The organism is Pseudomonas sp. SAS7 (genome assembly GCF_052112345.1).
Classification (GTDB): Bacteria; Pseudomonadota; Gammaproteobacteria; order Pseudomonadales; family Pseudomonadaceae; genus Aquipseudomonas; species Aquipseudomonas putida_Q.
On record NZ_JBEGGO010000008.1, the window covers coordinates 193,457 to 216,652 of the forward strand.

Annotated in this window: 21 protein-coding genes; 11 read left to right on the top strand and 10 right to left on the bottom strand. The window is 63.2% G+C overall.

The genetic code is table 11. From position 1 onward, the window contains the following. Together ABI582_RS15000 and mfd are read right to left on the bottom strand one after the other, a co-directional pair. Entirely contained in the window at positions 1 to 573 is a 573-nt protein-coding gene (locus ABI582_RS15000; protein ID WP_063425188.1) for a CsiV family protein, read from the bottom strand. A 9-nt stretch (positions 574 to 582) separates the two neighbouring features. Further along, positions 583 to 4,032: a transcription-repair coupling factor gene (mfd, locus tag ABI582_RS15005; protein WP_442119561.1), complete on the bottom strand. Its 3,450-nt coding sequence runs from the start codon at positions 4,030 to 4,032 to the stop codon at positions 583 to 585. 167 nt (positions 4,033 to 4,199) lie between these two features. Here mfd and ABI582_RS15010 point away from each other — a divergent pair, with 167 nt between their 5' ends. From ABI582_RS15010 to sthA, 3 genes are all read left to right on the top strand, one after another. Further along, a complete protein-coding gene (locus tag ABI582_RS15010; RefSeq protein WP_442119562.1) occupies positions 4,200 to 5,663 on the top strand; it encodes a glyceraldehyde-3-phosphate dehydrogenase in 1,464 nt (487 codons plus the stop codon). Positions 5,664 to 5,859: 196 nt separating this feature from the next. After that, positions 5,860 to 6,858, top strand: coding sequence for an FAD:protein FMN transferase (locus ABI582_RS15015; RefSeq protein ID WP_442119563.1), 999 nt, complete (start codon positions 5,860 to 5,862; stop codon positions 6,856 to 6,858). 203 nt (positions 6,859 to 7,061) lie between these two features. Beyond that, positions 7,062 to 8,456, top strand: a complete 1,395-nt coding sequence (gene sthA / locus ABI582_RS15020; protein WP_442119564.1) for a Si-specific NAD(P)(+) transhydrogenase — start codon at positions 7,062 to 7,064, stop codon at positions 8,454 to 8,456. Positions 8,457 to 8,504: 48 nt separating this feature from the next. Here the strand turns inward: sthA and ABI582_RS15025 are convergent, their stop codons facing one another. Together ABI582_RS15025 and ABI582_RS15030 are read right to left on the bottom strand one after the other, a co-directional pair. Then, positions 8,505 to 9,221, bottom strand: coding sequence for a glycerophosphodiester phosphodiesterase (locus ABI582_RS15025; protein ID WP_016500730.1), 717 nt, complete (start codon positions 9,219 to 9,221; stop codon positions 8,505 to 8,507). 31 nt (positions 9,222 to 9,252) lie between these two features. Then, positions 9,253 to 9,837 carry a PilZ domain-containing protein gene (locus ABI582_RS15030; RefSeq protein ID WP_041167812.1) on the bottom strand — a complete coding sequence of 195 codons (585 nt, stop codon included), beginning with the start codon at positions 9,835 to 9,837 and terminating at the stop codon, positions 9,253 to 9,255. Positions 9,838 to 9,930: 93 nt separating this feature from the next. Here ABI582_RS15030 and ABI582_RS15035 point away from each other — a divergent pair, with 93 nt between their 5' ends. From ABI582_RS15035 to ABI582_RS15045, 3 genes are all read left to right on the top strand, one after another. Then, positions 9,931 to 11,181 carry a lipoprotein-releasing ABC transporter permease subunit gene (locus tag ABI582_RS15035; protein ID WP_016500727.1) on the top strand — a complete coding sequence of 417 codons (1,251 nt, stop codon included), beginning with the start codon at positions 9,931 to 9,933 and terminating at the stop codon, positions 11,179 to 11,181. A gap of 7 nt (positions 11,182 to 11,188) precedes the next feature. Next, positions 11,189 to 11,872 carry a lipoprotein-releasing ABC transporter ATP-binding protein LolD gene (lolD, locus tag ABI582_RS15040; protein ID WP_169725112.1) on the top strand — a complete coding sequence of 228 codons (684 nt, stop codon included), beginning with the start codon at positions 11,189 to 11,191 and terminating at the stop codon, positions 11,870 to 11,872. Between the two features lie 61 nt (positions 11,873 to 11,933). Further along, positions 11,934 to 13,175 carry a lipoprotein-releasing ABC transporter permease subunit gene (locus ABI582_RS15045; RefSeq protein ID WP_442119565.1) on the top strand — a complete coding sequence of 414 codons (1,242 nt, stop codon included), beginning with the start codon at positions 11,934 to 11,936 and terminating at the stop codon, positions 13,173 to 13,175. A gap of 141 nt (positions 13,176 to 13,316) precedes the next feature. Here the strand turns inward: ABI582_RS15045 and ABI582_RS15050 are convergent, their stop codons facing one another. Then, positions 13,317 to 14,669 (bottom strand): heavy metal sensor histidine kinase, encoded by a 1,353-nt coding sequence (locus tag ABI582_RS15050; protein WP_442119566.1) that lies wholly within the window; start codon positions 14,667 to 14,669, stop codon positions 13,317 to 13,319. Then, positions 14,666 to 15,346: a two-component system response regulator CinR gene (gene cinR / locus ABI582_RS15055; RefSeq protein WP_442119567.1), complete on the bottom strand. Its 681-nt coding sequence runs from the start codon at positions 15,344 to 15,346 to the stop codon at positions 14,666 to 14,668. The genes ABI582_RS15050 and cinR overlap by 4 nt, the downstream gene beginning before the upstream one ends. A gap of 159 nt (positions 15,347 to 15,505) precedes the next feature. Between cinR and ABI582_RS15060 the strand changes: the two genes are divergently transcribed. After that, complete coding sequence (locus tag ABI582_RS15060) at positions 15,506 to 16,012, top strand: cupredoxin domain-containing protein (RefSeq protein WP_442119568.1); 507 nt, start codon at positions 15,506 to 15,508, stop codon at positions 16,010 to 16,012. 68 nt (positions 16,013 to 16,080) lie between these two features. Further along, positions 16,081 to 16,911 carry an NADPH-dependent 7-cyano-7-deazaguanine reductase QueF gene (gene queF, locus ABI582_RS15065; RefSeq protein WP_442119569.1) on the top strand — a complete coding sequence of 277 codons (831 nt, stop codon included), beginning with the start codon at positions 16,081 to 16,083 and terminating at the stop codon, positions 16,909 to 16,911. Between the two features lie 143 nt (positions 16,912 to 17,054). On the opposite strand, the gene ABI582_RS15070 is transcribed toward queF, so the two are convergent. Together ABI582_RS15070 and ABI582_RS15075 are read right to left on the bottom strand one after the other, a co-directional pair. After that, positions 17,055 to 17,318 (bottom strand): DUF4404 family protein, encoded by a 264-nt coding sequence (locus tag ABI582_RS15070; protein WP_019471256.1) that lies wholly within the window; start codon positions 17,316 to 17,318, stop codon positions 17,055 to 17,057. Between the two features lie 122 nt (positions 17,319 to 17,440). After that, positions 17,441 to 18,007, bottom strand: coding sequence for a phosphonoacetaldehyde phosphonohydrolase-related protein (locus ABI582_RS15075; RefSeq protein WP_442119570.1), 567 nt, complete (start codon positions 18,005 to 18,007; stop codon positions 17,441 to 17,443). 201 nt (positions 18,008 to 18,208) lie between these two features. On the opposite strand from ABI582_RS15075, the gene ABI582_RS15080 reads away from it, so the two are divergent. Further along, entirely contained in the window at positions 18,209 to 18,916 is a 708-nt protein-coding gene (locus ABI582_RS15080; protein ID WP_258655970.1) for an MlaA family lipoprotein, read from the top strand. Positions 18,917 to 18,947: 31 nt separating this feature from the next. Here the strand turns inward: ABI582_RS15080 and ABI582_RS15085 are convergent, their stop codons facing one another. Continuing rightward, complete coding sequence (locus ABI582_RS15085; RefSeq protein WP_049273494.1) at positions 18,948 to 19,247, bottom strand: PilZ domain-containing protein; 300 nt, start codon at positions 19,245 to 19,247, stop codon at positions 18,948 to 18,950. Between the two features lie 271 nt (positions 19,248 to 19,518). Between ABI582_RS15085 and rssB the strand changes: the two genes are divergently transcribed. Beyond that, complete coding sequence (gene rssB / locus ABI582_RS15090; RefSeq protein WP_442119571.1) at positions 19,519 to 20,700, top strand: two-component system response regulator RssB; 1,182 nt, start codon at positions 19,519 to 19,521, stop codon at positions 20,698 to 20,700. Beyond that, positions 20,697 to 21,179: an anti-sigma factor antagonist RssC gene (rssC, locus tag ABI582_RS15095; RefSeq protein WP_013971741.1), complete on the top strand. Its 483-nt coding sequence runs from the start codon at positions 20,697 to 20,699 to the stop codon at positions 21,177 to 21,179. Before rssB ends, rssC begins: the two co-directional genes overlap by 4 nt. A 130-nt stretch (positions 21,180 to 21,309) precedes the next feature. On the opposite strand, the gene ABI582_RS15100 is transcribed toward rssC, so the two are convergent. Then, a complete protein-coding gene (locus tag ABI582_RS15100; protein WP_442119572.1) occupies positions 21,310 to 23,154 on the bottom strand; it encodes an alkaline phosphatase D family protein in 1,845 nt (614 codons plus the stop codon). Positions 23,155 to 23,196 lie beyond the last annotated feature (42 nt).

Consider the following 23,196-nt stretch of genomic DNA (forward strand, 5'->3'; position numbering starts at 1 on the left):
TTACTGCTCCATCATCTCCGGGTCCATCACCGGCATTTTCGGCGTACCCGGTGGTGTCACCTTCAACAGCACCGCTAGGTGACCGCCGTCGAGGAAGGTCAGCTGGCCGCCCTTGACGTTGCTGTTGCTCTGCTTGAACTGCTCGCTTTGCAGGACGCTGCCGTTGCCGTCCAGCTGGTTGACCCAGAAGTTGGCCTCGACCGCGATAAAGCGGCCTTCAGCGATGCTCAGGTTGCCTTCGATGGGGAAGTGGCCGAACTGTTCGGTGCCTTCACCCAGGGCGATGCGGCTGGGTTCGCTGCCCACCTGCTGCTGCCAGGCCTTGTGCATCAATACGGTGTAGTCGGCAGTGGCTTCCAGGCGGGTGGCTTCGTCTTCCAGCGCCAGGCGGCGCTCGGCGTCCTTCGCCAGGCGTGGGGCGCCGGCGCTCCAGTCTTCCGGGGCAAACGGGCTGGTGAAGGCAGGCACGCTGTTCTGCCGCACCAGAATCATTTCTACCTGATACAGGCCTTCGGCGAAGGCGGCTGGCGCGAACAGCGCCAGCAGCAGGGTCAGGCAACGGATGGCACGCATGGATCTTCCTTAGGCAGGCTGTGGTGTCAGGCGCTCGAACAGCGCCTCCAGGGTATTGAAGCGTTCGTCGGGGCGTTCCATCGGCACCAGGAAGCGGAACTGGGTGGCGCCTTCGAACTTGTAGCGTTTGGGCTGGCCCTGGATCAGCTTGATCAGGGTCAGCGGGTCGACCGGGGTTTCGGCCTCGAACTCCAGCTTGCCGCCATTGGGGCCGGCATCGACTTTCTTGATGCCGAGCTTTTCTGCGTGCAGCTTGAGCGAGGTCAGGCGCATCAGGTTCTTGGTCGGCTCTGGCAGCAGGCCGAAGCGGTCGATCATTTCCACTTGCAGGTCTTTGAGGCCTTCTTCGTCAGCGGCCGAGGCAATGCGCTTGTACAGGATCAGCCGCGCATGCACGTCGGGCAGGTAGCTCTCGGGGATCAGCGCTGGCAGGCGCAGGTTGATCTCCGGGCCGCCGCCCAGCGGCTGCTCCAGATTTGGCTGGGTACCCTTGCGGATCGCCTTGACCGCGCGCTCGAGCATTTCCATGTACAGGGTGAAGCCCACCGCCTGGATCTGCCCGCTCTGGCCTTCGCCCAGCAGCTCGCCGGCACCGCGGATTTCCAGGTCGTTGGTGGCCAGCACGAAGCCGGCGCCCAGGTCCTGGGTGTTGGCGATGGCCTCCAGGCGTTTTTCGGCGTCGGCGCTGACCTTTTGCCGGGTTGGGGTGAGCAGGTAGGCGTAGGCCTGGTGGTGGCTACGGCCGACCCGGCCACGCAGCTGGTGCAGCTGGGCCAGGCCGAACTTGTCGGCGCGCTCGATGACGATGGTGTTGGCGCTGGGCACGTCAATGCCGGTTTCGATGATGGTCGACGCCACCAGCACGTTGAAGCGCTTGTGGTAGAAATCGCTCATCACCTGTTCCAGCTCGCGCTCGCGCATTTGCCCGTGGCCGATGCCGATACGTGCCTCGGGCACCAGTTCGGCAAGGTCGGCGGCGCATTTTTCGATGGTTTTCACATCGTTGTGCAGGTAGTACACCTGGCCACCGCGCAGCAGCTCACGCAGCAGCGCCTCCTTGACCGTGCTCTTGTTCTGCTCCATGACAAAGGTGCGCACCGACAGGCGGCGCGCCGGCGGCGTGGCGATGATCGATAGGTCGCGCATACCAGCCACTGCCATGTTCAGCGTGCGCGGAATCGGCGTGGCGGTCAGGGTGAGGATGTCGACCTCGCTGCGCAGGGCCTTCAGCTGCTCCTTCTGGCGCACGCCAAAGCGGTGCTCTTCGTCGATGATGGCCAGGCCCAGGTCCTTGAAACGCACATCGTCCTGCAGCAGCTTGTGGGTGCCGATGAGGATGTCGATCTTGCCTTCGGCCAGGTCGGCGGCGGCGGCGGCCACCTCTTTGGCAGACTTGAAGCGGCTCATCACCTCCACGGTCACCGGCCAGTCGGCAAAGCGGTCGCGGAAGCTGTTGTAGTGTTGCTGGGCGAGCAGGGTAGTGGGCACCAGCACGGCTACCTGGCGGCCACTGTGCACGGCGATGAACGCCGCGCGCATGGCCACTTCGGTCTTGCCGAAGCCGACGTCGCCGCACACCAGGCGGTCCATCGGCTTGGGCGCCAGCATGTCGGCCCGCACCGCCTCGATGGCGGTTTGCTGGTCCGGGGTTTCTTCGAACGGGAAGCCGGCGCTGAAGGTGGCGTAGTCGGCGGACGGGTCGGCAAACGCATAACCCTTGCGCGCGGCGCGGCGGGCATAGATGTCGAGCAGTTCGGCGGCCACGTCGCGCACCTGTTCGGCGGCCTTGCGCTTGGCTTTCTGCCAGGCCTCGGAGCCCAGCCGGTGCAACGGTGCCAGGGCATCGTCGCTGCCGGTGTAGCGGGCAATCAGGTGCAGGTTGGCCACCGGCACGTACAGCTTGGCGTTCTCGGCGTATTCCAGGGTGAGGAACTCGGCAGCCTGGCCGTCGATCTCCAGGGTGGCCAGGCCCAGGTAGCGGCCCACGCCATGGTCGATGTGCACCACTGGCGCGCCTTCGCGCAGCTCGGTGAGGTTCTTGATGACCGCGTCATTGGCGGTTTCGCCGCGCTTGTCGCGGCGGCGGCGCTGCATCACTCGCTGGCCGAACAACGGGCTTTCCGCGACCAGGGCCAGGCCTGGGTCGTCCAGCAGCAAGCCGTCATCCAGCGGGGCAATGGTGATTGCCAGGCGCTCGCTCCCGGTGATGAAGTCGGCCCAGCCGTCGACGGTGTGCGGGCGCAGTTTCAGCCGCTCCAGCAACTCCAGCAGCACTTCGCGGCGGCCGGCCGATTCGGCGGTGAACAGCACGCGGCCGGGGAACTGGTCGAGGAAGTTGGCCAGTTCGGCCAGCGGCTGGTTGGCCTTGGCCTCGATGGCCAGGTTGGGCAGGGCGCGGGCCGGGAAGCGCTCGCGACCCACGCCCGGTTCGATGTCCTCGCTGCTGACCACCACCCGCGGCCATTGCTTGAGCCGGGCGAAGCAGTCTTCCACCGGCATGAACAGCTCGGCGGGCGGCAGCAGCGGGCGGCTGAGGTCGCCGCGGCGGTCTTCATAACGGCCACGCACGTCGTTCCAGAAGTGTTCGGCGGCCTGTTCCACACCGGGCAGCGAAAACACCTGGGTGTCGGCCGGCAGGTAGTCGAACAGGGTGGAGGTTTCTTCGAAGAACAACGGCAGGTAGTACTCGATGCCCGCAGGGATGATGCCGCTGGCCAGGTCTTGGAAGATTGCGCTGCGGCGGAAGTCGACGTCGAAGCGTTCACGGAAGCGTGCTTTGAAGCGGGTCACTTCCTCTTTCTGCATCGGAAATTCGCGTGCCGGCAGCAGGCGCACCGAATCCACCTTGTCGATCGAACGCTGGGTCTCGGGGTCGAAGGTGCGCAGTGTCTCGATCTCGTCGTCGAACAGGTCGATGCGGTAGGGCAGCTTGCTGCCCATCGGGTACAGGTCGATCAGTGCGCCGCGCACGGCGAACTCGCCATGCTCGTAGACGGTGTCGACGCAACGATAGCCACTGGCTTCAAGGCGCGTGCGCATCTGTTCCACGTCTATGGTCTGGCCCACGTCCAGCACCAGGCTGCTGCCCAGCAAAAAGCGCGTGGGCGCCAGGCGGTGCAGGGCGGTGGTGACCGGCACTACAAGGATGCCGTGGCTCAGCTCCGGCAGGCGGTACAGGCTGGCGATGCGCTGGGAAATGATGTCCTGGTGGGGCGAGAACAGGTCGTAGGGCAGGGTTTCCCAGTCGGGGAACGGCAGCACTGGCAGGTCGGGGGCGAAGAAGCGCAGCTCCTGCTCCAGACGGTCGGCGGCCTGGCTGTCGGTGGTCAGCAGCAGGGTGAAGCGGCCAGCGTTGCTGGCAGCCTCGGCGATGGCAAGGCTGAGGGCGGCACCGGGCAGGTTACCCCAGGTTTGTTTGCCGGCCGTGGCCGACATGTGCGGTAGGCGCAGAACTGACACGGGAGATTGCACTCCAAGCGTTGCGGCAAAGACACCGATTGTACCGGTGAGCGTGCCGGCTGTCAGGCTCGAAAGGGCGTGAACGCTGGCTTGCATCGCTACGACAGGCGCTCATTGCCGGTTCCGCGTCGGGGCGTCATAATGTAGCCCCTTTTTTCTGTCCCTACATGTGGAAGGTTCCCGTGACTCAGAAGCCCGACCAGTGTCTTGGTGAGTGGATTGATCGTGAAGCTCTGGCTGAAGCGATGATCCCGCTTATCGGTCAGCTCTACCGCAACAACAACGTGGTGAGCTCGATTTATGGCCGTAGCCTGATCAACCGTTCGGTTATCTCGATCCTCAAGGCGCACCGCTTTGCGCGTCATCGTCAAACCGACGAAACCGAACTGTCCGTCCACGAGACATTCCCCCTGCTCAAGGCCATGAGCGAGCTGAAACTGGGCGCCGCTTCGGTCGACCTGGGCAAGCTGGCCAACAAGTTCAAGCAGGAAGGCAATGGCCGCACTGCCGAGCAGTTCGTCCGTGAAGAGCTGGCCGACGTGGTTGGCCAGCAGAACGCTTCGGCGCGCAAAGGCACCGACGTTGTCCTGTACGGCTTCGGCCGCATCGGCCGCCTGCTGGCGCGCATCCTGATCGAGAAGACCGGTGGTGGCGACGGCCTGCGCCTGCGCGCCATCGTCGTGCGCAAAGGCGCCGAGAACGACCTGGTCAAGCGTGCCAGCCTGCTGCGCCGTGACTCGGTGCACGGCCCGTTCGATGGCACCATCACCATCGACGAAGCCAACAACACCATCACCGCCAACGGCAACCTGATCCAGGTTATCTACGCCAAGAGCCCGAGCGAAGTCGACTACACCCAGTACGGCATCGACAACGCGCTGATCGTCGACAACACCGGCGTATGGCGTGATGCCGACGGCCTGGGCCAGCACCTGGCTTGCCCGGGCGCTGCCCGCGTGATCCTCACCGCACCTGGCAAGGGCGCGCTGAAGAACATCGTGCACGGCATCAACCACGGTGACATCGCTGCTGATGACAAGATCATCTCGGCGGCCTCTTGCACCACCAACGCCATCGTGCCGGTGCTCAAGGCGGTCAACGACAAGTACGGCATCGTCAACGGCCACGTCGAAACCGTTCACTCGTTCACCAACGACCAGAACCTGATCGACAACTTCCACAAGGGCAGCCGCCGTGGTCGTGCCGCGCCGCTGAACATGGTCATCACCGAAACCGGCGCCGCCACTGCAGCTGCCAAGGCGCTGCCAGTGCTGAAGGGCAAGCTGACCGGCAACGCCATTCGCGTACCGACGCCGAACGTTTCGATGGCCATCCTGAACCTGAACCTGGAAAAGGCCACCAACCGCGACGAAATCAACGAGTACCTGCGCCAGACGGCCATGCACTCGGAACTGCACAAGCAGATCGACTACGTCAGCTCGCAGGAAGTGGTCTCGACCGACTTCGTTGGCTCGCGCCACGCCGGTGTGGTTGACGCAGAAGCCACCATCGCCAACGACAACCGCGTTGTCCTGTACGTCTGGTACGACAACGAATTCGGTTACAGCTGCCAGGTGGTTCGCGTGATGGAAGACATGGCCGGTGTGAACCCGCCAGCGTTTCCACGCTGATTCGCTTGTAAGGCAATGAAAAAACGGGAACCTTCGGGTTCCCGTTTTTTTATTCAGAATTTGTGTTGCCTGCACTGGCCTCTTCGCGGGTAAACCCGCTCCCACAGGATTATCGCCTCCCTCAAGAGCTGTGGTATCCCTGTGGGAGCGGGTTTACCCGCGAAGAGGCCGGCACAGGCAACCGAGAGCCCGAACCTTGCGCACAGCCTTACTGTTCATCCTCCTACTGCTCACCGCCTGCAACCAGGGCCCCACCCTGGAGCGCCTGGGCGGCCCGACCATGGGCAGCAGCTACAGCATCCAATACGTGCGCGAGCCCGGTGGCCCGGCGCCGGCCCAGGTACAGGCGGCGGTCGAAACCATCCTTGGCGACATCGACCGGCACTATTCGACCTACCGCAGCGACTCCACCGTCAGCCGTTTCAACCAGCTGCCCGCCAACCAGTGCCTGGCCCTGCCGCCCGACATGCTCGAACTGGTTGCCCTCGGCCAGCACCTGGCCGAGCAAAGTGATGGCGCCTTCGACCTCACCGTCGAGCCCTTGCTCGACCTCTGGGGCTTCGGCCCCCAGGCCCGCCACGAGCAGGTGCCCGACCCGCAAGCACTGGCCCAGGTTCGTCAGCGCGTGGGCTATCGGCACTTGCATGTCGAAGGCCACGCCCTGTGCAAGGATGCCCCGGTGCAGCTCGACTTCAACAGCATCGCCGCCGGCCATGCTGTCGACCTGATTGCTGCACGCTTGCAGGCGATGGGCGTAGCCAGCTTTGTCGCCGAAGCTACCGGCGAGCTGAAGGCGGTTGGCCGCAAGCCCGACGGCACCCCCTGGCGCATCGCCCTGGAATTGCCCCGCGAAGACCGTCAGATCGCCCGGCAGATCATTGCGGTCAATGGCCTTTCAGTCTCAACCTCGGGTGACTATCGGCACTATTTCGAGGAGAATGGCCGGCGCTATTCGCACACCTTCGATGCCCGCCTCGGGCACCCTGTGCAGCACGACCTGGCCGCAGCCACCGTGCTGGATGTCTCGGCGTTGCAGGCCGACGGCTACTCGACACTGCTGCTGATCCTTGGCCCTGAGCGTGGCTGGGATTATGCCGTGGCGCATGGCTTGGCCGCGGTGTTGGTGACTCGGGCCGAGGGTGGCTTCGTCTCTCGAGCTACGCCCGCATTCGAACGGGCAGTGAAAGGCGATTGAAAGCGCAGGCAGGGATGATTGCCGCCAAGGAATGGGTGAAGCATATGTAGTGCGGGCAAAATTGGCCTACGACGCGACCAAGGGTTAATGTGCGCGGCGTTCACGCTTGATTAGACTGCACCCGAATTTTCTCATGACGCCCCGGCGGCATGATCGCGCCCCGCGAGCGACCGTGGCTTGCGGGCAGTTCTGAAGGAGTACGCATGGCTGTCTACAACTACGACGTAGTGGTGCTGGGTTCTGGCCCGGCCGGTGAAGGCGCGGCAATGAACGCCGCCAAAGCAGGGCGCAAGGTAGCGATGGTCGATGACCGTCGCCAAGTCGGTGGCAACTGCACGCACCTGGGTACCATCCCGTCCAAGGCACTGCGTCACTCGGTGCGGCAGATCATGCAGTTCAACACCAACCCGATGTTCCGGGCGATCGGTGAGCCGCGCTGGTTCTCGTTCCCGGACGTGCTGAAAAGCGCCGAGAAGGTGATTTCCAAGCAAGTGGCATCGCGCACCGGCTACTACGCCCGCAACCGTGTCGATGTGTTCTTCGGCACCGGCAGCTTCGCCGACGAGCAAACCGTTGAAGTGGTGTGCCCGAACGGTGTGGTGGAAAAGCTCAACGCCAAGCACATCATCATTGCCACCGGCTCGCGCCCGTACCGCCCGGCCGACATCGACTTCCACCACCCGCGCGTCTACGACAGCGACACCATCCTCAGCCTCAGCCACACCCCGCGCAAGCTGATCGTGTACGGCGCTGGCGTGATCGGTTGCGAATACGCGTCGATCTTCAGCGGCCTGGGCGTGCTGGTAGAGCTGGTGGACAACCGTGGCCAGTTGTTGAGCTTCCTGGATTCGGAAATTTCCCAGGCATTGAGCTACCACTTCAGCAACAACAACATCACCGTGCGCCACAACGAAGAGTATGAGCGCGTCGAAGGCCTGGACAACGGGGTGATCCTGCACCTGAAATCGGGCAAGAAGATCAAGGCCGACGCCTTGCTGTGGTGCAACGGCCGTACCGGCAACACCGACAAGCTGGGCCTGGAAAACATCGGCATCAAGGTCAACAGCCGTGGCCAGATCGAGGTTGACCAGGCTTACCGCACCACCGTGCCGAACATCTACGGCGCCGGTGACGTGATCGGCTGGCCGAGCCTGGCCAGTGCTGCGCACGACCAGGGGCGCTCTGCGGCGGGCAGCATCGTCGACAATGGCAGCTGGCGCTTCGTCAATGACGTACCGACCGGTATCTACACCATTCCGGAAATCAGCTCGATCGGCAAGAACGAGCAGGAACTGACCCAGTCCAAGGTGCCGTACGAAGTGGGCAAGGCCTTCTTCAAGAGCATGGCGCGTGCGCAGATCGCCGGCGAGCCGCAGGGCATGCTGAAGATTCTGTTCCACCGTGAAACCCTGGAAATCCTCGGCGTGCACTGCTTCGGCTACCAGGCTTCGGAAATCGTCCACATTGGCCAGGCGATCATGAATCAGCCGGGTGAGCTGAACAACCTGAAGTACTTCGTCAACACCACGTTCAACTACCCGACCATGGCCGAAGCCTACCGGGTAGCTGCCTACGACGGCCTGAACCGGCTTTTTTGAGCGGCTCCGACCGGTGGCCTGAGCCGGTCGGAGAGACCGATTTCAACCCTACCCGAGGGTGGTCTTGGCCAAACCGGGAAAGTCTGTAATCAGGCTGTCCACGCCAAAGTCAGCGAGCCGGCGCATCAGTGCCGGTTCGTTGACCGTCCACACCGACACGTGCAAACCCTGGCCCTGTGCTTTCAGCAGGCGCTCGGGGGTGCACAGCGTCCAGTTCAATGCCAGCAGCTCGCAACCGTAGTTCTGTGCCACCTTCAGTGGGTCGAGCCAGGCGTACTCGGCGACCAGCCCGCGTTTCACGTCCGGCACCAACTCCACGGCCGCGCCCAGCACTTCGCGTGAGCTGGAGGTGATGGTGACCTTGTCCAGCAGGCCGTACTGCTGGGCCAGTTCGCGAATCGCCAGCACGGTAGTGGCGGCGCGGGTGCGCGAAGCGCTTTTCACTTCCAGTTGCCAGTGCTCGAACGGGCATTTCTCGAACAGCTCTTCCAGTTTCGGGATAGGGCAGGGCTGCACATGGCCTGGGCCGCCGTTGCGCGCATCGATCTTCACCAGGTCGGCGGCAGGGTGATCGACCACCTTGCCGCGTCGGCCGGTGGTGCGCTTGAGGGTTGGATCGTGGATCACCATCAGCTCGTTGTCGGCCGACAGGTGCAGGTCCAGCTCGCAGCGGGTGACGCCGTGGGACAGGCACTGGCGGAAGCTGTGCAGGGTATTCTCGGGCGCTTCGCCCTTGGCGCCGCGATGGCCGTAGATCAGGGTCACGTTCGTTCCTTCAAATCAGAGAAAAACAGGGTCATGAGGCGGGATCGTTCTGTTCCAGCTGCTGGCGCCGTTGTTGTTGCTGGCGCTGCAGGATGTAGCGAGCCAGCAGTTGGCGCTGGGCGTCGGTCATGTCGATGAACTCGGTGCCGACCTCGAAGCCGCCCTCGGGGCAGGGGTCGCAATGGGTGACCTTGCCGCGCAGCAGCAAGCCATGGGCGCGCGGCATCAGCACCATCTTCACTTTCACCCGGGTGCCCGGGGCAATGTGCGTCGCCTGCGCGAATTCGATACCGCCTTCGGAAAGGACCACCGGCAGAGGCTGGCCTACTTCGCCGAGCAGGGTCTGGGCAACGACTGCGCTAAGCAGGTCGAGGCGTTTGTTCTGTGCCCGCAGGAAGGCCGCCAGGGTGCGGTCCTTGTCGCTCAACTGACGCAGCAGGTGCTGCGACTCGAAGTCGGACAAGTGCAACTCGCTGAGCAGGTTGAACAGCGGAGAATCATCTTGCAATACATCTGGCTCAAGGGCTTCGGCCGCGCTGAGGGGGCTGATTTGAAGTGCGATCCGATCTTCGATGCGGTAGTATTCGCGGCGATCTTCTTCGTCTAATGTCGTCATGGCGAACCCAAGGTAGCGGCGGTGGTCCGAGTGTAAAGCCGCCGTAGGCGCCTCGCCACAAGGACGTTCCCTTTCATCCGAACAAGCCCCGACATGTTCAGACCTCTTTTCGCATTCATAGGCACGCGTTATACCCGTGCCAAACGCCGTAATCACTTCGTCTCGTTCATTTCCCTGACCTCGATGATCGGCCTCGCCCTGGGCGTGGTGGTGATGATCGTGGTGCTGTCGGTGATGAACGGTTTCGACCACGAGATGCGCACCCGCGTGCTGGGCATGATCCCCCATGCCACGCTGGAGAGCGGCCAGCCCATTGCCGACTGGCCTGCCCTTGCCCAACAAGTAAAGCAGAATCCGCAGGTGGTGGCGGTTGCGCCGTTCACCCAGATGCAGGGCCTTCTGACCCATGACGGCAAGGTGCAGAAGGTGCTGCTCAACGGCATCGACCCGGCCCGCGAGCGTGAGGTGTCGATCATCGACAACTTTGTCCTGCAAGGCCGCCTCGACCAGTTGGCGCCGGGTGAGTGGGGCATCATGATCGGCGACAAGGCTGCGGCCAAGCTGGGTGTGGCCATCGGCGACAAACTCACCTTCGTCGCCCCCGAGGTCAGCGTGACGCCGGCCGGCATGTTCCCGCGCATGAAGCGCTTCACCGTGGTTGGCACCTTCCACGTGGGCGCGGGCGAGATCGACGGTTACCTGGGGCTGACCAACATCAGCGACCTTTCCCGCCTGCACCGCTGGAAGCCCGACCAGGTGCAGGGCTTGCGCCTGAAGTTCGACGACCTGTTCCAGGCGCCACGCGTGGCCTGGAGCATCGCCCAACAGCTGGGCGACCAGGAGTTCTACAGCCGTGACTGGACCCGCACCCACGGCAACCTGTACCAGGCCATCCGCATGGAAAAGGCCATGATCGGCCTGCTGTTGCTGCTGATCGTGGCGGTGGCGGCGTTCAACATCATTTCCACCCTGGTGATGGTGGTCAACGACAAGCGCGGCGACATTGCCATCTTGCGCACGCTGGGCGCCACGCCCGGGCAGATCATGCTCATCTTCATGGTCCAGGGCACGGTGATCGGGGTGATCGGTACCCTGATCGGCGCCGTGGTCGGGATCGTTGCCGCGCTGAACGTGAGCGCAGCCATTGCAGGCATCGAGAAGCTGATCGGGCACAAGTTCCTCAATGCCGACGTGTACTTCATCGATTACCTGCCGTCGCAGATCCAGTCCCAGGACGTATACATGGTCTGCGGTGCGGCGCTGGTCCTGAGTTTCTTCGCCACCCTGTACCCGGCCTGGCGTGCGGCCCGCACCCAGCCTGCAGAGGCGCTACGTTATGAGTGAGTCGCGCATGAGTGATAAAGCCGTTCTGAGTTGCCGCAACCTGGGCAAGTCTTACGACGAAGGCCCGGAATCGGTGAAGGTGCTGTCCGGGCTCAACCTTGAGCTGCATGCCGGTGAGCGGGTGGCCATTGTCGGTAGCTCCGGCTCGGGCAAGAGTACCTTGCTCAACCTGCTGGGCGGCCTTGATCGGCCGACCCAAGGCAGTGTCTGGCTGGCTGGCGAAGAGCTGTCGGCGCTGGGTGAACGTGCCCGTGGCCTGCTGCGCAACCGTGAGCTGGGCTTTGTCTACCAGTTCCACCACCTGTTGCCGGAATTCACCGCCATCGAGAACGTGTGCATGCCGCTGCTGATCGGCCGCACGCCCATCCCCGAGGCCCGGGAGCGTGCCGAAGCGCTGCTCAAGCGTGTGGGCCTGGGTCACCGCTTGAGCCACAAGCCGGCCGAGCTGTCTGGTGGTGAGCGCCAGCGTGTGGCGATTGCCCGGGCACTGGTCAACCGCCCCGGCCTGGTGATGCTCGACGAGCCTACCGGCAACCTCGACCACCATACCGCCCAAGGTATCCAGGAACTGATGCAGGAGCTGTCCAGCTCGTCGCGCACGGCGTTCCTGGTGGTGACCCACGACCTCAACCTGGCGCGGCAGATGGACCGTGTATTGAAGCTCGACGACGGCCACCTGGTGGCGATCTGATCGACTGCTCGGGGTGGCAGGTGCCGCCCCGTTTTCCTGTTTTCATTGGGTGATTTCGTACATGTTCAGACCCTTGCCCATCTTCATCGGCGCGCGCTACACCCGAGCCAAGCGCCGCAACCACTTCATCTCGTTCATCTCGATGACCTCGATGATCGGCCTGTCGCTGGGCGTGCTGGCGATGATCGTGGTGCTGTCGGTGATGAACGGCTTCCAGCGCGAAATGAGCTCGCGCATTCTCGGCCTGGTACCGCATGCCGCCATCCTCGGAGTGCAGCCGCTGGACGACTGGCACAAGGTGGCCGACGCAGCCCTGCGGAACCCGGCGGTGATGGCGGCTGCGCCGATTACCGAAATGGAGGGCATGCTCTCGTACAAGGGTGCGATGCAGCCGATCCAGGTGGGCGGTATCGACCCGGCCGAAGAGGGCAAAGTCTCGATCGTTGGTCAGCACATTGTCCAGGGCCGCCTGCAGGACCTGCAGCCGGGTGAGTTTGGTGTGGTCATCGGTGAATTGACCGCGCGGCGCTTCCGCCTGAACACCGGCGACAAACTGACCCTGATCGTGCCGGAAATCAGCAAGGAGCCGGGTGGTATCACCCCGCGCATGCAGCGCCTGACGGTGGTCGGCATCTTCAAGGTCGGCGCCGAGCTGGATGGTTCGCAGGCCTATATCCACGTGGCCGATGCCGGCGAGATGCAACGCTGGGCACCGGGCCAGGTGCAGGGCGTGCGCCTGAAACTGCAGGACCTGTATGCCGCGCCGCAGGTGTCAAAGGCGATTGCGGCCGGGCTGGGTGACGCCTACCGCGCCGATGACTGGTCGCACACCCAGGGCAGCCTGTTCAGCGCCATGAAGATGGAAAAGACCATGATCGGCCTGCTGCTGATGATGATCATCGCCGTGGCGGCATTCAACATCATTGCCACCTTGGTGATGGTGGTGAACGACAAGGGGCCGGACATTGCCATTCTGCGTACCTTGGGTGCCACGCCCGCGCAGATCATGGGCACGTTCATGGTCCAGGGTAGCCTGATTGGTGTGGTCGGGACGTTGATCGGCGGCGTGCTGGGCGTGATTGCAGCGTTCAATGTCAGCCAGATCGTGGGTTGGCTGGAGCGGGTGAGCGGGCAGCACATCTTTACGTCGGACGTGTACTTCGTCAGCAGCTTGCCGTCGCAATTGCAGTGGGGCGATGTGGTGATGATCTGCACGGCCGGGTTGGTGATGAGCTTCCTGGCGACCATTTACCCGGCTTATCGGGCGTCGCAGGTGCAGCCGGCGATTGGCCTGGCGGTTTGATGTTGGCCTGAGGCACTGGGGGCGCTTTGCGCCCCTTTCGCGACACAAGGCCGCTCCTACATGGATAGTGTCCGTCGGCGAATACGCGGTTTCTTGTAGGAGCGGCCTTGTGTCGCGATGGGCTGCGAAGCAGCCCCAATTTCACCGATCTTGAGTGAACTCGATCACAAACCGTGTCCACCCATCTTCACATTCCGCCCGAATGCCCCCGCCATGGGCCTGCACGATCGACCGGGTAATCGCCAAGCCCAACCCTGCATGCTCGCTACTGCCTTCGCGCCGCGCCGGGTCCACACGGTAAAAGCGGTCGAACAAGCGCGGCAAAGCAGCAGGCTCGATGGCCGGCCCGGTATTGGCCACGCTGATTCTCGGCCCTGGCGCCAGCGTCACCCTTACCTGCCCACCCGCCGGGGTAAAGCGCATGGCATTATCCAGCAGGTTGGACAGCGCCCGGCGCAGCATATGCCGGTCACCGTGCAGCACGGCCTCACCCTCGCGCAGCATCTGCACGTTGTTGTCTTCGGCCAGCGGCGCGTAGTACTCCAGCAGCGCATCGACCTCGTCATGCAACGCCAATGGCGCTTGCCCCGGTACCAGCAAACCGTGGTCGGCCTTGGCCAGAAACAACATGTCGTTGATCATCTGCGCCATCCACTGCAGTTCTTCCAGGTTGCCATGCAGCGCTTCGCGGTACTCCTCGAGGCTGCGCGGGCGGGTGAGGGTAACCTGGGTATGGGTCAGCAGGTTGGACAGCGGCGTGCGCAGCTCATGGGCAATGTCGGCAGAAAATGCCGACAAGCGTTGGAAGGCATCGTCCAGGCGCTGCAGCATGGCGTTCATGCTGGTGGCCAGTTCGGCCAGCTCTTCGGACATCTGCGCCACCGGCAGGCGTGTGGTGAGCGAGCGTGCCGACACGCTGGCGGCCACCTGGCCCATCTGCCGTAACGGGCGCAGGCCGCTGCGGACCGCCCAGGCGCCGAGCAGCGCGGTGGCCAGCGCTGAAAGGCCGACAGTCAGCCAGATCAGGCGTTGCATGCCCTGCAGGAAATGCTGGTGGTGGGTGATGTCGAGGTACAGGGCCAGTTGTGGCGACTGCACGGCGCCCTGCGCCAGGGGCACAGCCAGGCTGCGGTAATCGGTGCCTTGTGCATGCAGGGTGGCCAGCCCGGCGGGCAGCGGTGCCTGCGGTAGCCCGGTGCGGCTTTCGAACCAGGTGGTGCCGTCGCTGCCGCTGATGCGCAGGGCCAGGTCGGCCTGGTGGCTCAGCTCATCGCGCAGGGCCGGCAGGCGTGCCTGCAGCTCGGTTGGGGTGGCGATGCCAGCCAGTTGCGTACGGAACACTGACAGGCGCGAGTCCAGAAGTTGCTGGTCGAGTTCGACGAAGTGCTGCTCGCTGGCCCGGCTGAACAACACGCCAGCGCCCAGCGAAACCGCGGCGGTGCAGGCGGCGAATAACAGTGCCAGACGGCTGCCGAGAGAGACCCTGCGCATCATTCCGTGCGCTCTTCCAGTACATAGCCCATGCCGCGTACGGTGTGGATCAGCTTGTTGGGGTGCGGGTCGTCGATTTTCAGGCGCAGGCGGCGTATCGCCACTTCGATGACGTTGGTGTCGCTGTCGAAATTCATGTCCCACACCTGCGAGGCGATCAGCGATTTTGGCAATACCTCGCCCTGGCGGCGCAGCAGCAGTTCGAGCAGGGAAAATTCCTTGGCGGTCAGGTCAATGCGCTGTCCGGCGCGCTCGGCGCGGCGGCGGATCAGGTCCAGGCGCAGGTCGGCCAGACTCAGGGTAGTGTCCTGGCTGGGGCTGTTGCCACGGCGCAGCAGGCTGCGCACCCGGGCCAGCAGTTCGGAAAAGGCGAACGGCTTGACCAGATAGTCGTCGGCGCCCAGCTCAAGGCCATGCACGCGGTCCTCGACGGCGTCACGGGCGGTGAGGAACAGTACCGGCGTATCCAGACCGGCCTGGCGCACAGCTTGCAGAATCTGCCAGCCGTCACGGCCGGGCAGCATCACGTCGAGGATCAAAAGGTCGTGGTCGCCGGTCAGGGCCAGGAACTGGCCGGTTTCGCCATCGGTGGCCAGCTCGGTGGCGAAGCCGGCCTCGCTCAAGCCCTGGCTCAGGTACTGGCCGGTGCGGGCCTGGTCTTCGACGATCAGCAGTTTCATTCGGTGGCTTGCCTCCAGCAGGGGCCGGGTGATGCTGAAATGATACGTGACGAAGCGCAGGCACGCCCAAGCTGACAAAGTTGTAATCTCCCTGTCAGGTAGCTGCCAGTCGCCCGTGACTAAGGTGGCCTCATCCTGTTGTACATTTTCGGAGTCATCATGAAACGCCTGTTCATCGCCGCCCTTGCCCTGGCCAGCCTGCCGACCTTTGCCGGCGAGCCGCAAATTTTCGCCTTTGGCGAGCCGGCCCCGGCGAACAAAGCCACCCGCACGGTCAACGTGGTGCTCAAGGACATCGCCTTCGAGCCCAAAAACCTGCAGGTAAAAGCCGGCGAGACGGTGCGCTTCGTACTGGTCAACGAGGGTAAGCTGCCGCATGAATTCAACTTGGGTGACAAGGCCATGCATGCCGAGCACCAGAAGGAAATGGTCGCCATGCAAGGCAAGATGTTCACCGAGGCCATGAACCACGAAGGCATGGACCACGGCCAGATGATGGAACACGGCGGCGGCCATGGCCACGGTGGCGGCAACACGGTGCTGGTCATGCCAGGCCAGCGCGCCGAGCTGACCTGGGCCTTCCGCAAGTCGGCGCCTATAGAGTTTGCCTGCAACGTGCCAGGGCATTATCAGGCTGGCATGGTCGGGGCGTTGACCATCGAGTGACTTGCGCTCCAAGGCAGGGTGCAAAACCGGTAGACTAGGGGCAATTTCGAACCTCTAGGTCAGTTTCCATGCATCCTGCTGCCGAACACTCGCCGCTGGGCAAGTCCAGCGAATACATCGCCACCTACTCCCCGGAGCAGCTGTTCCCGATCCCGCGTACTGCCAAGTGGGCCGAGCTGGGCGTCACCGCGCAGACCTTGCCCTGGCAGGGCGTGGATTACTGGAACTGCTTTGAGCTGAGCTGGCTGCTGCCGTCGGGCAAACCGGTGGTGGCGATCGGCGAGTTCGCCATCCCGGCCGACTCGCCGAACATCATCGAGTCCAAGTCGTTCAAGCTGTACCTCAACTCGCTGAACCAGACGGTGTTTGCCTCGCTGGGCGAATTGCAGGCCTGCCTGGAGAAGGACCTGTCTGCCGCGGCCGGCAAGCCGGTGGGCGTGAAGGTACGTACCTTGGCTGAAGTCGAGGCCCAAGGCGTGGAGGCCTTGCCGGGGCTGTGCATCGATGCGCTGGACGTTGCCATCAGCAACTACGAGCAGCCGCAGCCAGAGCTGCTGCGCTGCAACCCGGAGCACGTGGTGCAAGAAACCTTGCACAGCCACCTGCTGAAGTCCAACTGCCCGGTAACCGGCCAGCCGGACTGGGGCAGCGTGGTGGTCGAGTACAAAGGCAGGGCGCTGGACCACGCCAGCCTGCTGACCTATCTGATCAGCTTCCGCCAGCATGCCGACTTCCATGAACAGTGCGTCGAGCGCATTTACCTGGATTTGAAGAATCTGCTGCAGCCGGAGCACCTGACGGTTTATGCGCGGTATGTGCGCCGGGGTGGGCTGGATATCAACCCGTACCGTAGCACTGGGGCGATCAGCCCGGATAACAAGCGGCTGGTTCGGCAGTAAGGCTCAAGTACGTTGGGGGCGCTCTGCGCCCCTTTCGCGACACAAGGCCGCTCCCACAGGTTCAGCGCATGATCAGGGTTTTGCGCTGAACCTGTGGGAGCAGCCTTGTGCTGCGAATGGGCTGCCGAGCAGCCCCAGCTGCTTCAGATCCCCATGCTGTGCAGCGAGTTGGCAATGCTGCGCAGGGTGGCGGTGAGGTCGGGATGATCGGCCTCGAAGCGTTCGATGGCCAGGTTCACGCCATCCACCAGGTTGTTGTCTGGCGTGGCTTCCTCAAGTTTCAGTTGCGCCTCGATCTGGCGAGCTTCTTCGTGCAGCGCGGCCAGTTCGTCTTCCGAAAGCGGTACATTGCGGTCCAGTTGCTCGCGCAAGCTGTTCAGGCGCTCTTGCAATTCGCGGGCAGGCATTGGTAGTTCTCCATCAAGGGCTTGGCAAACCATGGACCTCAGCGAAGCGGCAAAGGTTCTGGCCTGTCTTCAGCGTAATCCACCTGCCGCCGCTTTGCATGATCCGCGTCAAAGGTGCTGTATCAGGGTTTTTCACCTTTGCGCCGGCGCTGGGCGATGTCTTCTAGGCAGGTGTCCAGCGCTTCCAGATGGTCGATGACCGAGTGCACGCCCAAGCCGAACAGTTCCAGCGTCGCCTTGCCGCGGGCCACGTCCTGTTGCTGCGAGGTCATGGCCTGCCATTGCCGCGAGCTGCGATCGCAGAACGGGCTGCAGGCGGCCAGGCCCACCGTCCACAAGCCCGCGTTAAGCCCGGACTGCAGCAGGCGCGGGTCGCCGCTGACCAGTACACAGCCATCCAGGCGTTCACTGTCCAGGGTCATCAGTGCCTGCCAACAGGCGTTGGGCGCCGGCCAGCGTACGCCGTTTACCGAATGCCCCGGCAGCCAGCCGGGCAGTACGTGGGCCAGGCGCTTGCTTTGGGTGGCGCCGAGGTCATCCAGCCAGATGCACGGCACTTGGTGCTGGCGCAGCTTGGCGAGGGTCGCCAAGGCGCCGGGGGCGGGCGAGGGGGCGCCACCATTGGCGGCCTGTACCAGGCAGCCGCGCAAGCCGAACAGTACGGCAGTGAAGGTGGGTGCAGCGTCCATGGCAACTTCCCCCAAATAGTCCGCAGGCTATTCGGTGATTGTTACCACCCTGTGACATCGGCCCTTTTGCAACAGTTGTTCACAAAATATTGAGCAAACATGTGTAAAGCTGTTTATCAGCCCGCAAGCCTCTATACTGCCGCCTTACCAGCAGCGCGACCCGTTGCGCTTGCGGCCGAGAAATTCGATGGAGAGACATCTATGCGTAGGATCGGTGCCAGTGTGATCGAACGAGTCACCCAGGCCTGTGTCTGCGCCAGCATGCTGCTGGCGCCCGTGGCAGCCACCCAGGCAGCCACCGAGGAAGATCCCTGGGAAGCGGTCAACCGGCCGATCTTCCGCTTCAACGATACCCTCGACACCTATGCCCTCAAGCCGTTGGCCAAGGGCTACCAGGCGGTCACTCCGCAGTTCCTTGAAGATGGCATCCACAACATCTTCCGCAACCTGGGTGACGTGACCAACCTGGCCAACAACGTGCTGCAGCTCAAGCCCCATGCGGCGGGGGTGGATACTGCGCGGCTGATCGTCAACACCACCTTCGGCCTGGGCGGTTTCTTCGACGTGGGCACCAAGATGGGCCTGCAGCGCAATGACGAAGACTTTGGCCAGACCCTGGGCTACTGGGGGGTGCCGAGCGGCCCGTATGTGGTCATCCCGCTGCTGGGGCCAAGCACGGTGCGTGACGGCGTGGCCAAGTACCCGGACAGCTACACCAAGCCTTACCGCTACATCGACCATGTGCCGACGCGCAATTCGATCTTTGCCCTGGACGTGATCGACACGCGTGCCGACCTGCTGTCGGCCGAGAAGCTGATTCAGGGTGACAAGTATATCTTCATTCGTAACGCCTACCTGCAGAACCGCGAGTTCAAGGTCAAGGATGGCGAAGTCGAAGACGACTTCTGATCTGTGAACAGGGGCCGCAACAGGCCCCTTTTCAATGCATGGCCAGCACGCGCAGCCCGAACTTCTGCTGCCCACCCGGCTGGTCGGCAATCCATACCACTTCGGTGCTGGCATGCAGCCCTTTGAGCGCCGGGTGGTCGGAATCGATCCGCACCTCGATATGATCCCCCACCTGGAAGCGTTGCGGCGCCTGCACTTGCATGCCGCTGCTGGACAGGTCCAGGCACACGGCTGCGATCACCTGGCCCTCATGCAGCAGGCTGACCGCGGTATCGATGCGCATGCGGATGAAATCGCGTTTTTCGCTGTGGCTGGAGGGCGTGTGGGGCATGCTGCATCCTTCCCATCGGGGTACGCTGGTCGACTTTCTTATAACTCCCAGTGATTTGCCCTGTAAAGAGCGGCGAGGTCGACCCTTGCATGCTTGAAACGCCTGCCGGATGGGAGTACCGTCTGCGCCTTACAAGGTACCTCTGAACAGTTGCCGGGCAGGTGTTCTTGTCCTACAACTCAAGTAGAGTGTGACCACAAAGAATTCCCGTAGCTGGCCGTCTGCTTTGCCGACACCGCTGCACCCACCCAAATCGGCGCCGTTCGCCCACATGCAGAAAACCAGTGCAACGCTGCTGATTATCGATGACGACGACGTGGTCCGTGCGAGCCTCGCCGCCTATCTTGAAGACAGTGGCTTCAGCGTCCTCCAGGCCGGTAATGGCCAGCAGGGGCTTCAGGTCTTCGAAGAACACCAGCCCGACCTCGTAATCTGCGATCTGCGCATGCCGCAGATGGGCGGCCTCGAACTGATCCGTCAGGTGAGCGAGCGTGCGCCGCAGTTGCCGGTGATCGTGGTGTCTGGTGCCGGTGTCATGAGTGATGCGGTGGAAGCCTTGCGCCTGGGCGCCGCCGACTACCTGATCAAGCCGCTGGAAGACCTGGCCGTACTTGAGCATTCGGTGCGCCGTGCACTCGACCGCTCGCGCCTGGTGCTGGAAAACCAGCGCTACCGCGACAAGCTCGAAGCGGCCAACCGCGAGCTGGAGGCCAGCCTGCACCTGCTGCAGGAGGACCAGACCGCTGGTCGCCAGGTGCAGATGAACATGCTGCCGGAAAGCCCCTGGGTAGCTGGCGAGTTCGCCTTCGAGCATCAAATCATCCCGTCGTTGTACCTGTCGGGTGATTTTGTAGACTACTTCCGCGTGGACGAGCGGCGCATTGCCTTCTACCTCGCGGATGTTTCCGGGCATGGAGCGTCGTCGGCCTTTGTCACCGTGCTGTTGAAATTCATGACCACGCGGCTCATGTTTGAGCTAAAGCGCAGCAGGATGCGCGAGTTCAAGCCGTCCGAAGTGCTCAGTCACATCAACCGCGGCCTGATCAACAGCAAGCTGGGCAAGCACGTCACCATGGTTGGCGGGGTGATCGATGAAGAGTCTGGTCTGTTGACCTACGCCGTGGGTGGCCACTTGCCTCTGCCTGTGCTGCATACCCCTGTGAACACCCGTTACCTGGAAGGCCGTGGCCTGCCGGTGGGGCTGTTCGACGAGGCCACCTATCAGGACCTGGTCGTGGAGCTGCCACCGCAGTTCAGCCTCAGCCTGATGTCCGATGGCATTCTGGACCTTTTGCCGGGTGACACGCTCAAAGATAAAGAAGCCGCCTTGCCGGAGATCGTCAGGGCAGCAGGTGGCAGCCTGGATGGGCTGCGTCAACGATTCGGATTAGCTACGCTTGGGGAGATGCCGGATGATATCGCCCTATTGGTGTTAAGCAGGAACCTTCAATGAGTACCGGTAGAATCCAGTTCGCCGAGCAGAGCGGTACCTTCGTACTGAAATTCGTCGGTGAAGTGCGCCTGACCCTGTGTTCGGCGCTGGATGCGACGATCGAGAAGATATTCACGGCGTTGAACTTCTCGGCGATTGTCATCGACCTGACCGAAACCGAGAGTATCGACAGCACCACATTGGGCCTGCTGGCCAAGCTGTCGATCCTGTCGCGGCAGAAGGTAGGCCTATTGCCGACCGTGGTCACCACCAACCCGGACATTTCCCGGTTGTTGCAGTCGATGGGTTTCGATCAGGTGTTCAACATCGTCGATCGCCCGATTCCGTGCCCTGAGTGCTTGACCGACCTGCCGTCGCAGGACCAGAACGAAGACGTGGTGCGCTCCAAGGTATTGGAGGCGCACAAGATTCTCATGGGCCTGAACGACTCCAACCGCGAAGCCTTCCATGACCTGGTCAATGCGCTGGAGCGGACCTGATCGTTAACCTGTGCCGGCCCTTTCGCGGGTAAACCCGCTGCCACAGGGATCTGCACAGGTCTGAAAGGCCCACGATCCCTGTGGGAGCGGGTTTACCCGCGAAGAGGCCAGCACAAGCTGAATACTCGACTCAGCCAACAAACTCGGTAGCCTCACCCCCACCCGCATCCAGCTGATACACCCGTGCCGGCCGCCCCTGCTCATCAAAGAACACCTGCCCCAACCCCGCACCGTTCCACAAGCGCTCCCCGGCCTTACTGTGGCTGGGCGTACGCGGCACCACCTCCATCTCCCGGCGTTTGGTAAACCAGTTCAGGGGCGAGCGCGGCGCATACAGCCAGCGGTTGAGTCGGTCGAGTACATCCAGCAAGCGCCGGGGGAACTCGTTCTTGATCCCGCTGCTGGTCACCTGCCACAAATGCGGGCTGCGCTGGCGGTGGCGGATCAGCACTTCATAGACGAACGAGTAGTGCACATCCCCGGACAGCACCACGTAGTGCCCCGGCGTGCGCGAGTGGCGGAAGATGTTGAGGATGACCTGCGCCGCACCCCGGTGGGCCATCCAGTTTTCGGCATCCACCAAAAGCGGGTAGCCCAGCCAGCTGAATACTTTCTGCACGGTCTCGATCAGCTTCACGCCAAAAATCGGCGCAGGCGAGACGATGACCGCTGACGGGTGGTCGAGTAGCGCCTGCTGCAACTCGCTCAGCGCTTCCCAGTCGAGCAGGCCGGACGGCTTGGCCAGGTTGCTTTCGCTGCGCCAGCGGCGGGTACGGGTGTCCAGTACCAGCAAGGGAGGGTTTGTCGGCAAGCTGAATTGCCAGCCCTGAAAGCGCAGCAGTTCGCCGATCAGTTCATCGCGGGCCTCGCTGCACAATGCCTGGCATTGCCTGACCAGTGCCTTGCAGCTGTCCGGATCGTTACCCCAGGCCTGACACAGCAGGTAGCCAAGCAGTGCGTTGCCAATGATCCGCCGCGAGAAGGGGTGGCCGTAGGCGGTTTCTTCCCACTGTGCCGAGAGGTTCCAGTCGTCGGTGATGTCGTGGTCGTCGAAGATCATCAGGCAGGGTAGGTGGGCCATCACCCGCGCCACCTGACCGAGGTTTTCGGCAAACGCCTGGATCAGCGGCAGCTCCTGTCGATAACGGGCCTGGCGCTGCTCGGTCAGCCCGCTGGGCATCGCCATGTCCACCAACTGCCAAGGCACGGGTGACCACACCAGCAGGTACATGGCCATGACCTCGGCGAAGGTCACCAGGTGGTTGTCGGCGTTGCTGGACGAAAAGATCGGCTTGCGCTTGCCGCCAAAAAACCGCTCGCGCAAGGTATCGTTGGTTTCCTGCGCCGGCAGCAGGTCGGCGCGGTGGTAGTAGCTGGCCGGGTGCTGGTACAGCGCCTGGCTGTCGGCAACCACGGCGCCATCCAGCTGCTCGTCGAACAGGCCCAGGCGCTCGATCAGGCTATGGATAGCACGCAGCATCGGGCCGGCGACATCGTCGGCGTACACTTGGTCGCCGGTCATCAGCAGCACGGCGGGGCGATCTTCAGGCTGCTCGCAGGCCTGCAGCAGGCGGTCAGCGCACAGCAAGCCATCGGCAGCGGGGTGGTGCGGCTTGCGGCAGGAACCGTGCAGCAAGTGGTCGAGACGGTCGCGCAGCACCAGGCTCGGGCGCTGGGTACCGGGGTAGAGCAGGTGCGGCGCCCAGCCCGCGATGCCCTGGCCATTGATGAGCAGGTCGTAGTCGAGCTGCTGGTTGCAGGGCAGGGGTTTGGCGAAGTGGATTTCCAGCAGGTGAATGAAAGCGTGCTGGCCGACCGGGACGACCTGGCAATCCACCTTGGCCTCGCTTGCCGGGAGGATGAATGCGGGTTGCAGCGGTTGGGTTGCGACCAGCCAGATGGCCAGGCGCTGGGGTTCCAGGCGGCGCAGTACCGGGCCGGTGAGTACGAGAGGCAAGGGGGTAGAGGAGGTCATCGACAGCTCGGGTGGCTTATCGGGCCTCTTCGCGGGTAAACC

Excerpts from the sequence above, each read along its gene's own strand:
- ABI582_RS15000 (WP_063425188.1), bottom strand. The coding sequence starts at position 573 with ATGCGTGCCATCCGTTGCCTGACCCTGCTGCTGGCGCTGTTCGCGCCA.
- ABI582_RS15010 (WP_442119562.1), top strand. The coding sequence starts at position 4,200 with ATGTGGAAGGTTCCCGTGACTCAGAAGCCCGACCAGTGTCTTGGTGAG.
- sthA (WP_442119564.1), top strand. The coding sequence starts at position 7,062 with ATGGCTGTCTACAACTACGACGTAGTGGTGCTGGGTTCTGGCCCGGCC.
- ABI582_RS15030 (WP_041167812.1), bottom strand. The coding sequence starts at position 9,837 with ATGACGACATTAGACGAAGAAGATCGCCGCGAATACTACCGCATCGAA.
- ABI582_RS15035 (WP_016500727.1), top strand. The coding sequence starts at position 9,931 with ATGTTCAGACCTCTTTTCGCATTCATAGGCACGCGTTATACCCGTGCC.
- lolD (WP_169725112.1), top strand. The coding sequence starts at position 11,189 with ATGAGTGATAAAGCCGTTCTGAGTTGCCGCAACCTGGGCAAGTCTTAC.
- ABI582_RS15045 (WP_442119565.1), top strand. The coding sequence starts at position 11,934 with ATGTTCAGACCCTTGCCCATCTTCATCGGCGCGCGCTACACCCGAGCC.
- ABI582_RS15050 (WP_442119566.1), bottom strand. The coding sequence starts at position 14,669 with ATGATGCGCAGGGTCTCTCTCGGCAGCCGTCTGGCACTGTTATTCGCC.
- cinR (WP_442119567.1), bottom strand. The coding sequence starts at position 15,346 with ATGAAACTGCTGATCGTCGAAGACCAGGCCCGCACCGGCCAGTACCTG.
- ABI582_RS15060 (WP_442119568.1), top strand. The coding sequence starts at position 15,506 with ATGAAACGCCTGTTCATCGCCGCCCTTGCCCTGGCCAGCCTGCCGACC.
- queF (WP_442119569.1), top strand. The coding sequence starts at position 16,081 with ATGCATCCTGCTGCCGAACACTCGCCGCTGGGCAAGTCCAGCGAATAC.
- ABI582_RS15070 (WP_019471256.1), bottom strand. The coding sequence starts at position 17,318 with ATGCCTGCCCGCGAATTGCAAGAGCGCCTGAACAGCTTGCGCGAGCAA.
- ABI582_RS15075 (WP_442119570.1), bottom strand. The coding sequence starts at position 18,007 with ATGGACGCTGCACCCACCTTCACTGCCGTACTGTTCGGCTTGCGCGGC.
- ABI582_RS15080 (WP_258655970.1), top strand. The coding sequence starts at position 18,209 with ATGCGTAGGATCGGTGCCAGTGTGATCGAACGAGTCACCCAGGCCTGT.
- ABI582_RS15085 (WP_049273494.1), bottom strand. The coding sequence starts at position 19,247 with ATGCCCCACACGCCCTCCAGCCACAGCGAAAAACGCGATTTCATCCGC.
- rssB (WP_442119571.1), top strand. The coding sequence starts at position 19,519 with ATGCAGAAAACCAGTGCAACGCTGCTGATTATCGATGACGACGACGTG.
- rssC (WP_013971741.1), top strand. The coding sequence starts at position 20,697 with ATGAGTACCGGTAGAATCCAGTTCGCCGAGCAGAGCGGTACCTTCGTA.
- ABI582_RS15100 (WP_442119572.1), bottom strand. The coding sequence starts at position 23,154 with ATGACCTCCTCTACCCCCTTGCCTCTCGTACTCACCGGCCCGGTACTG.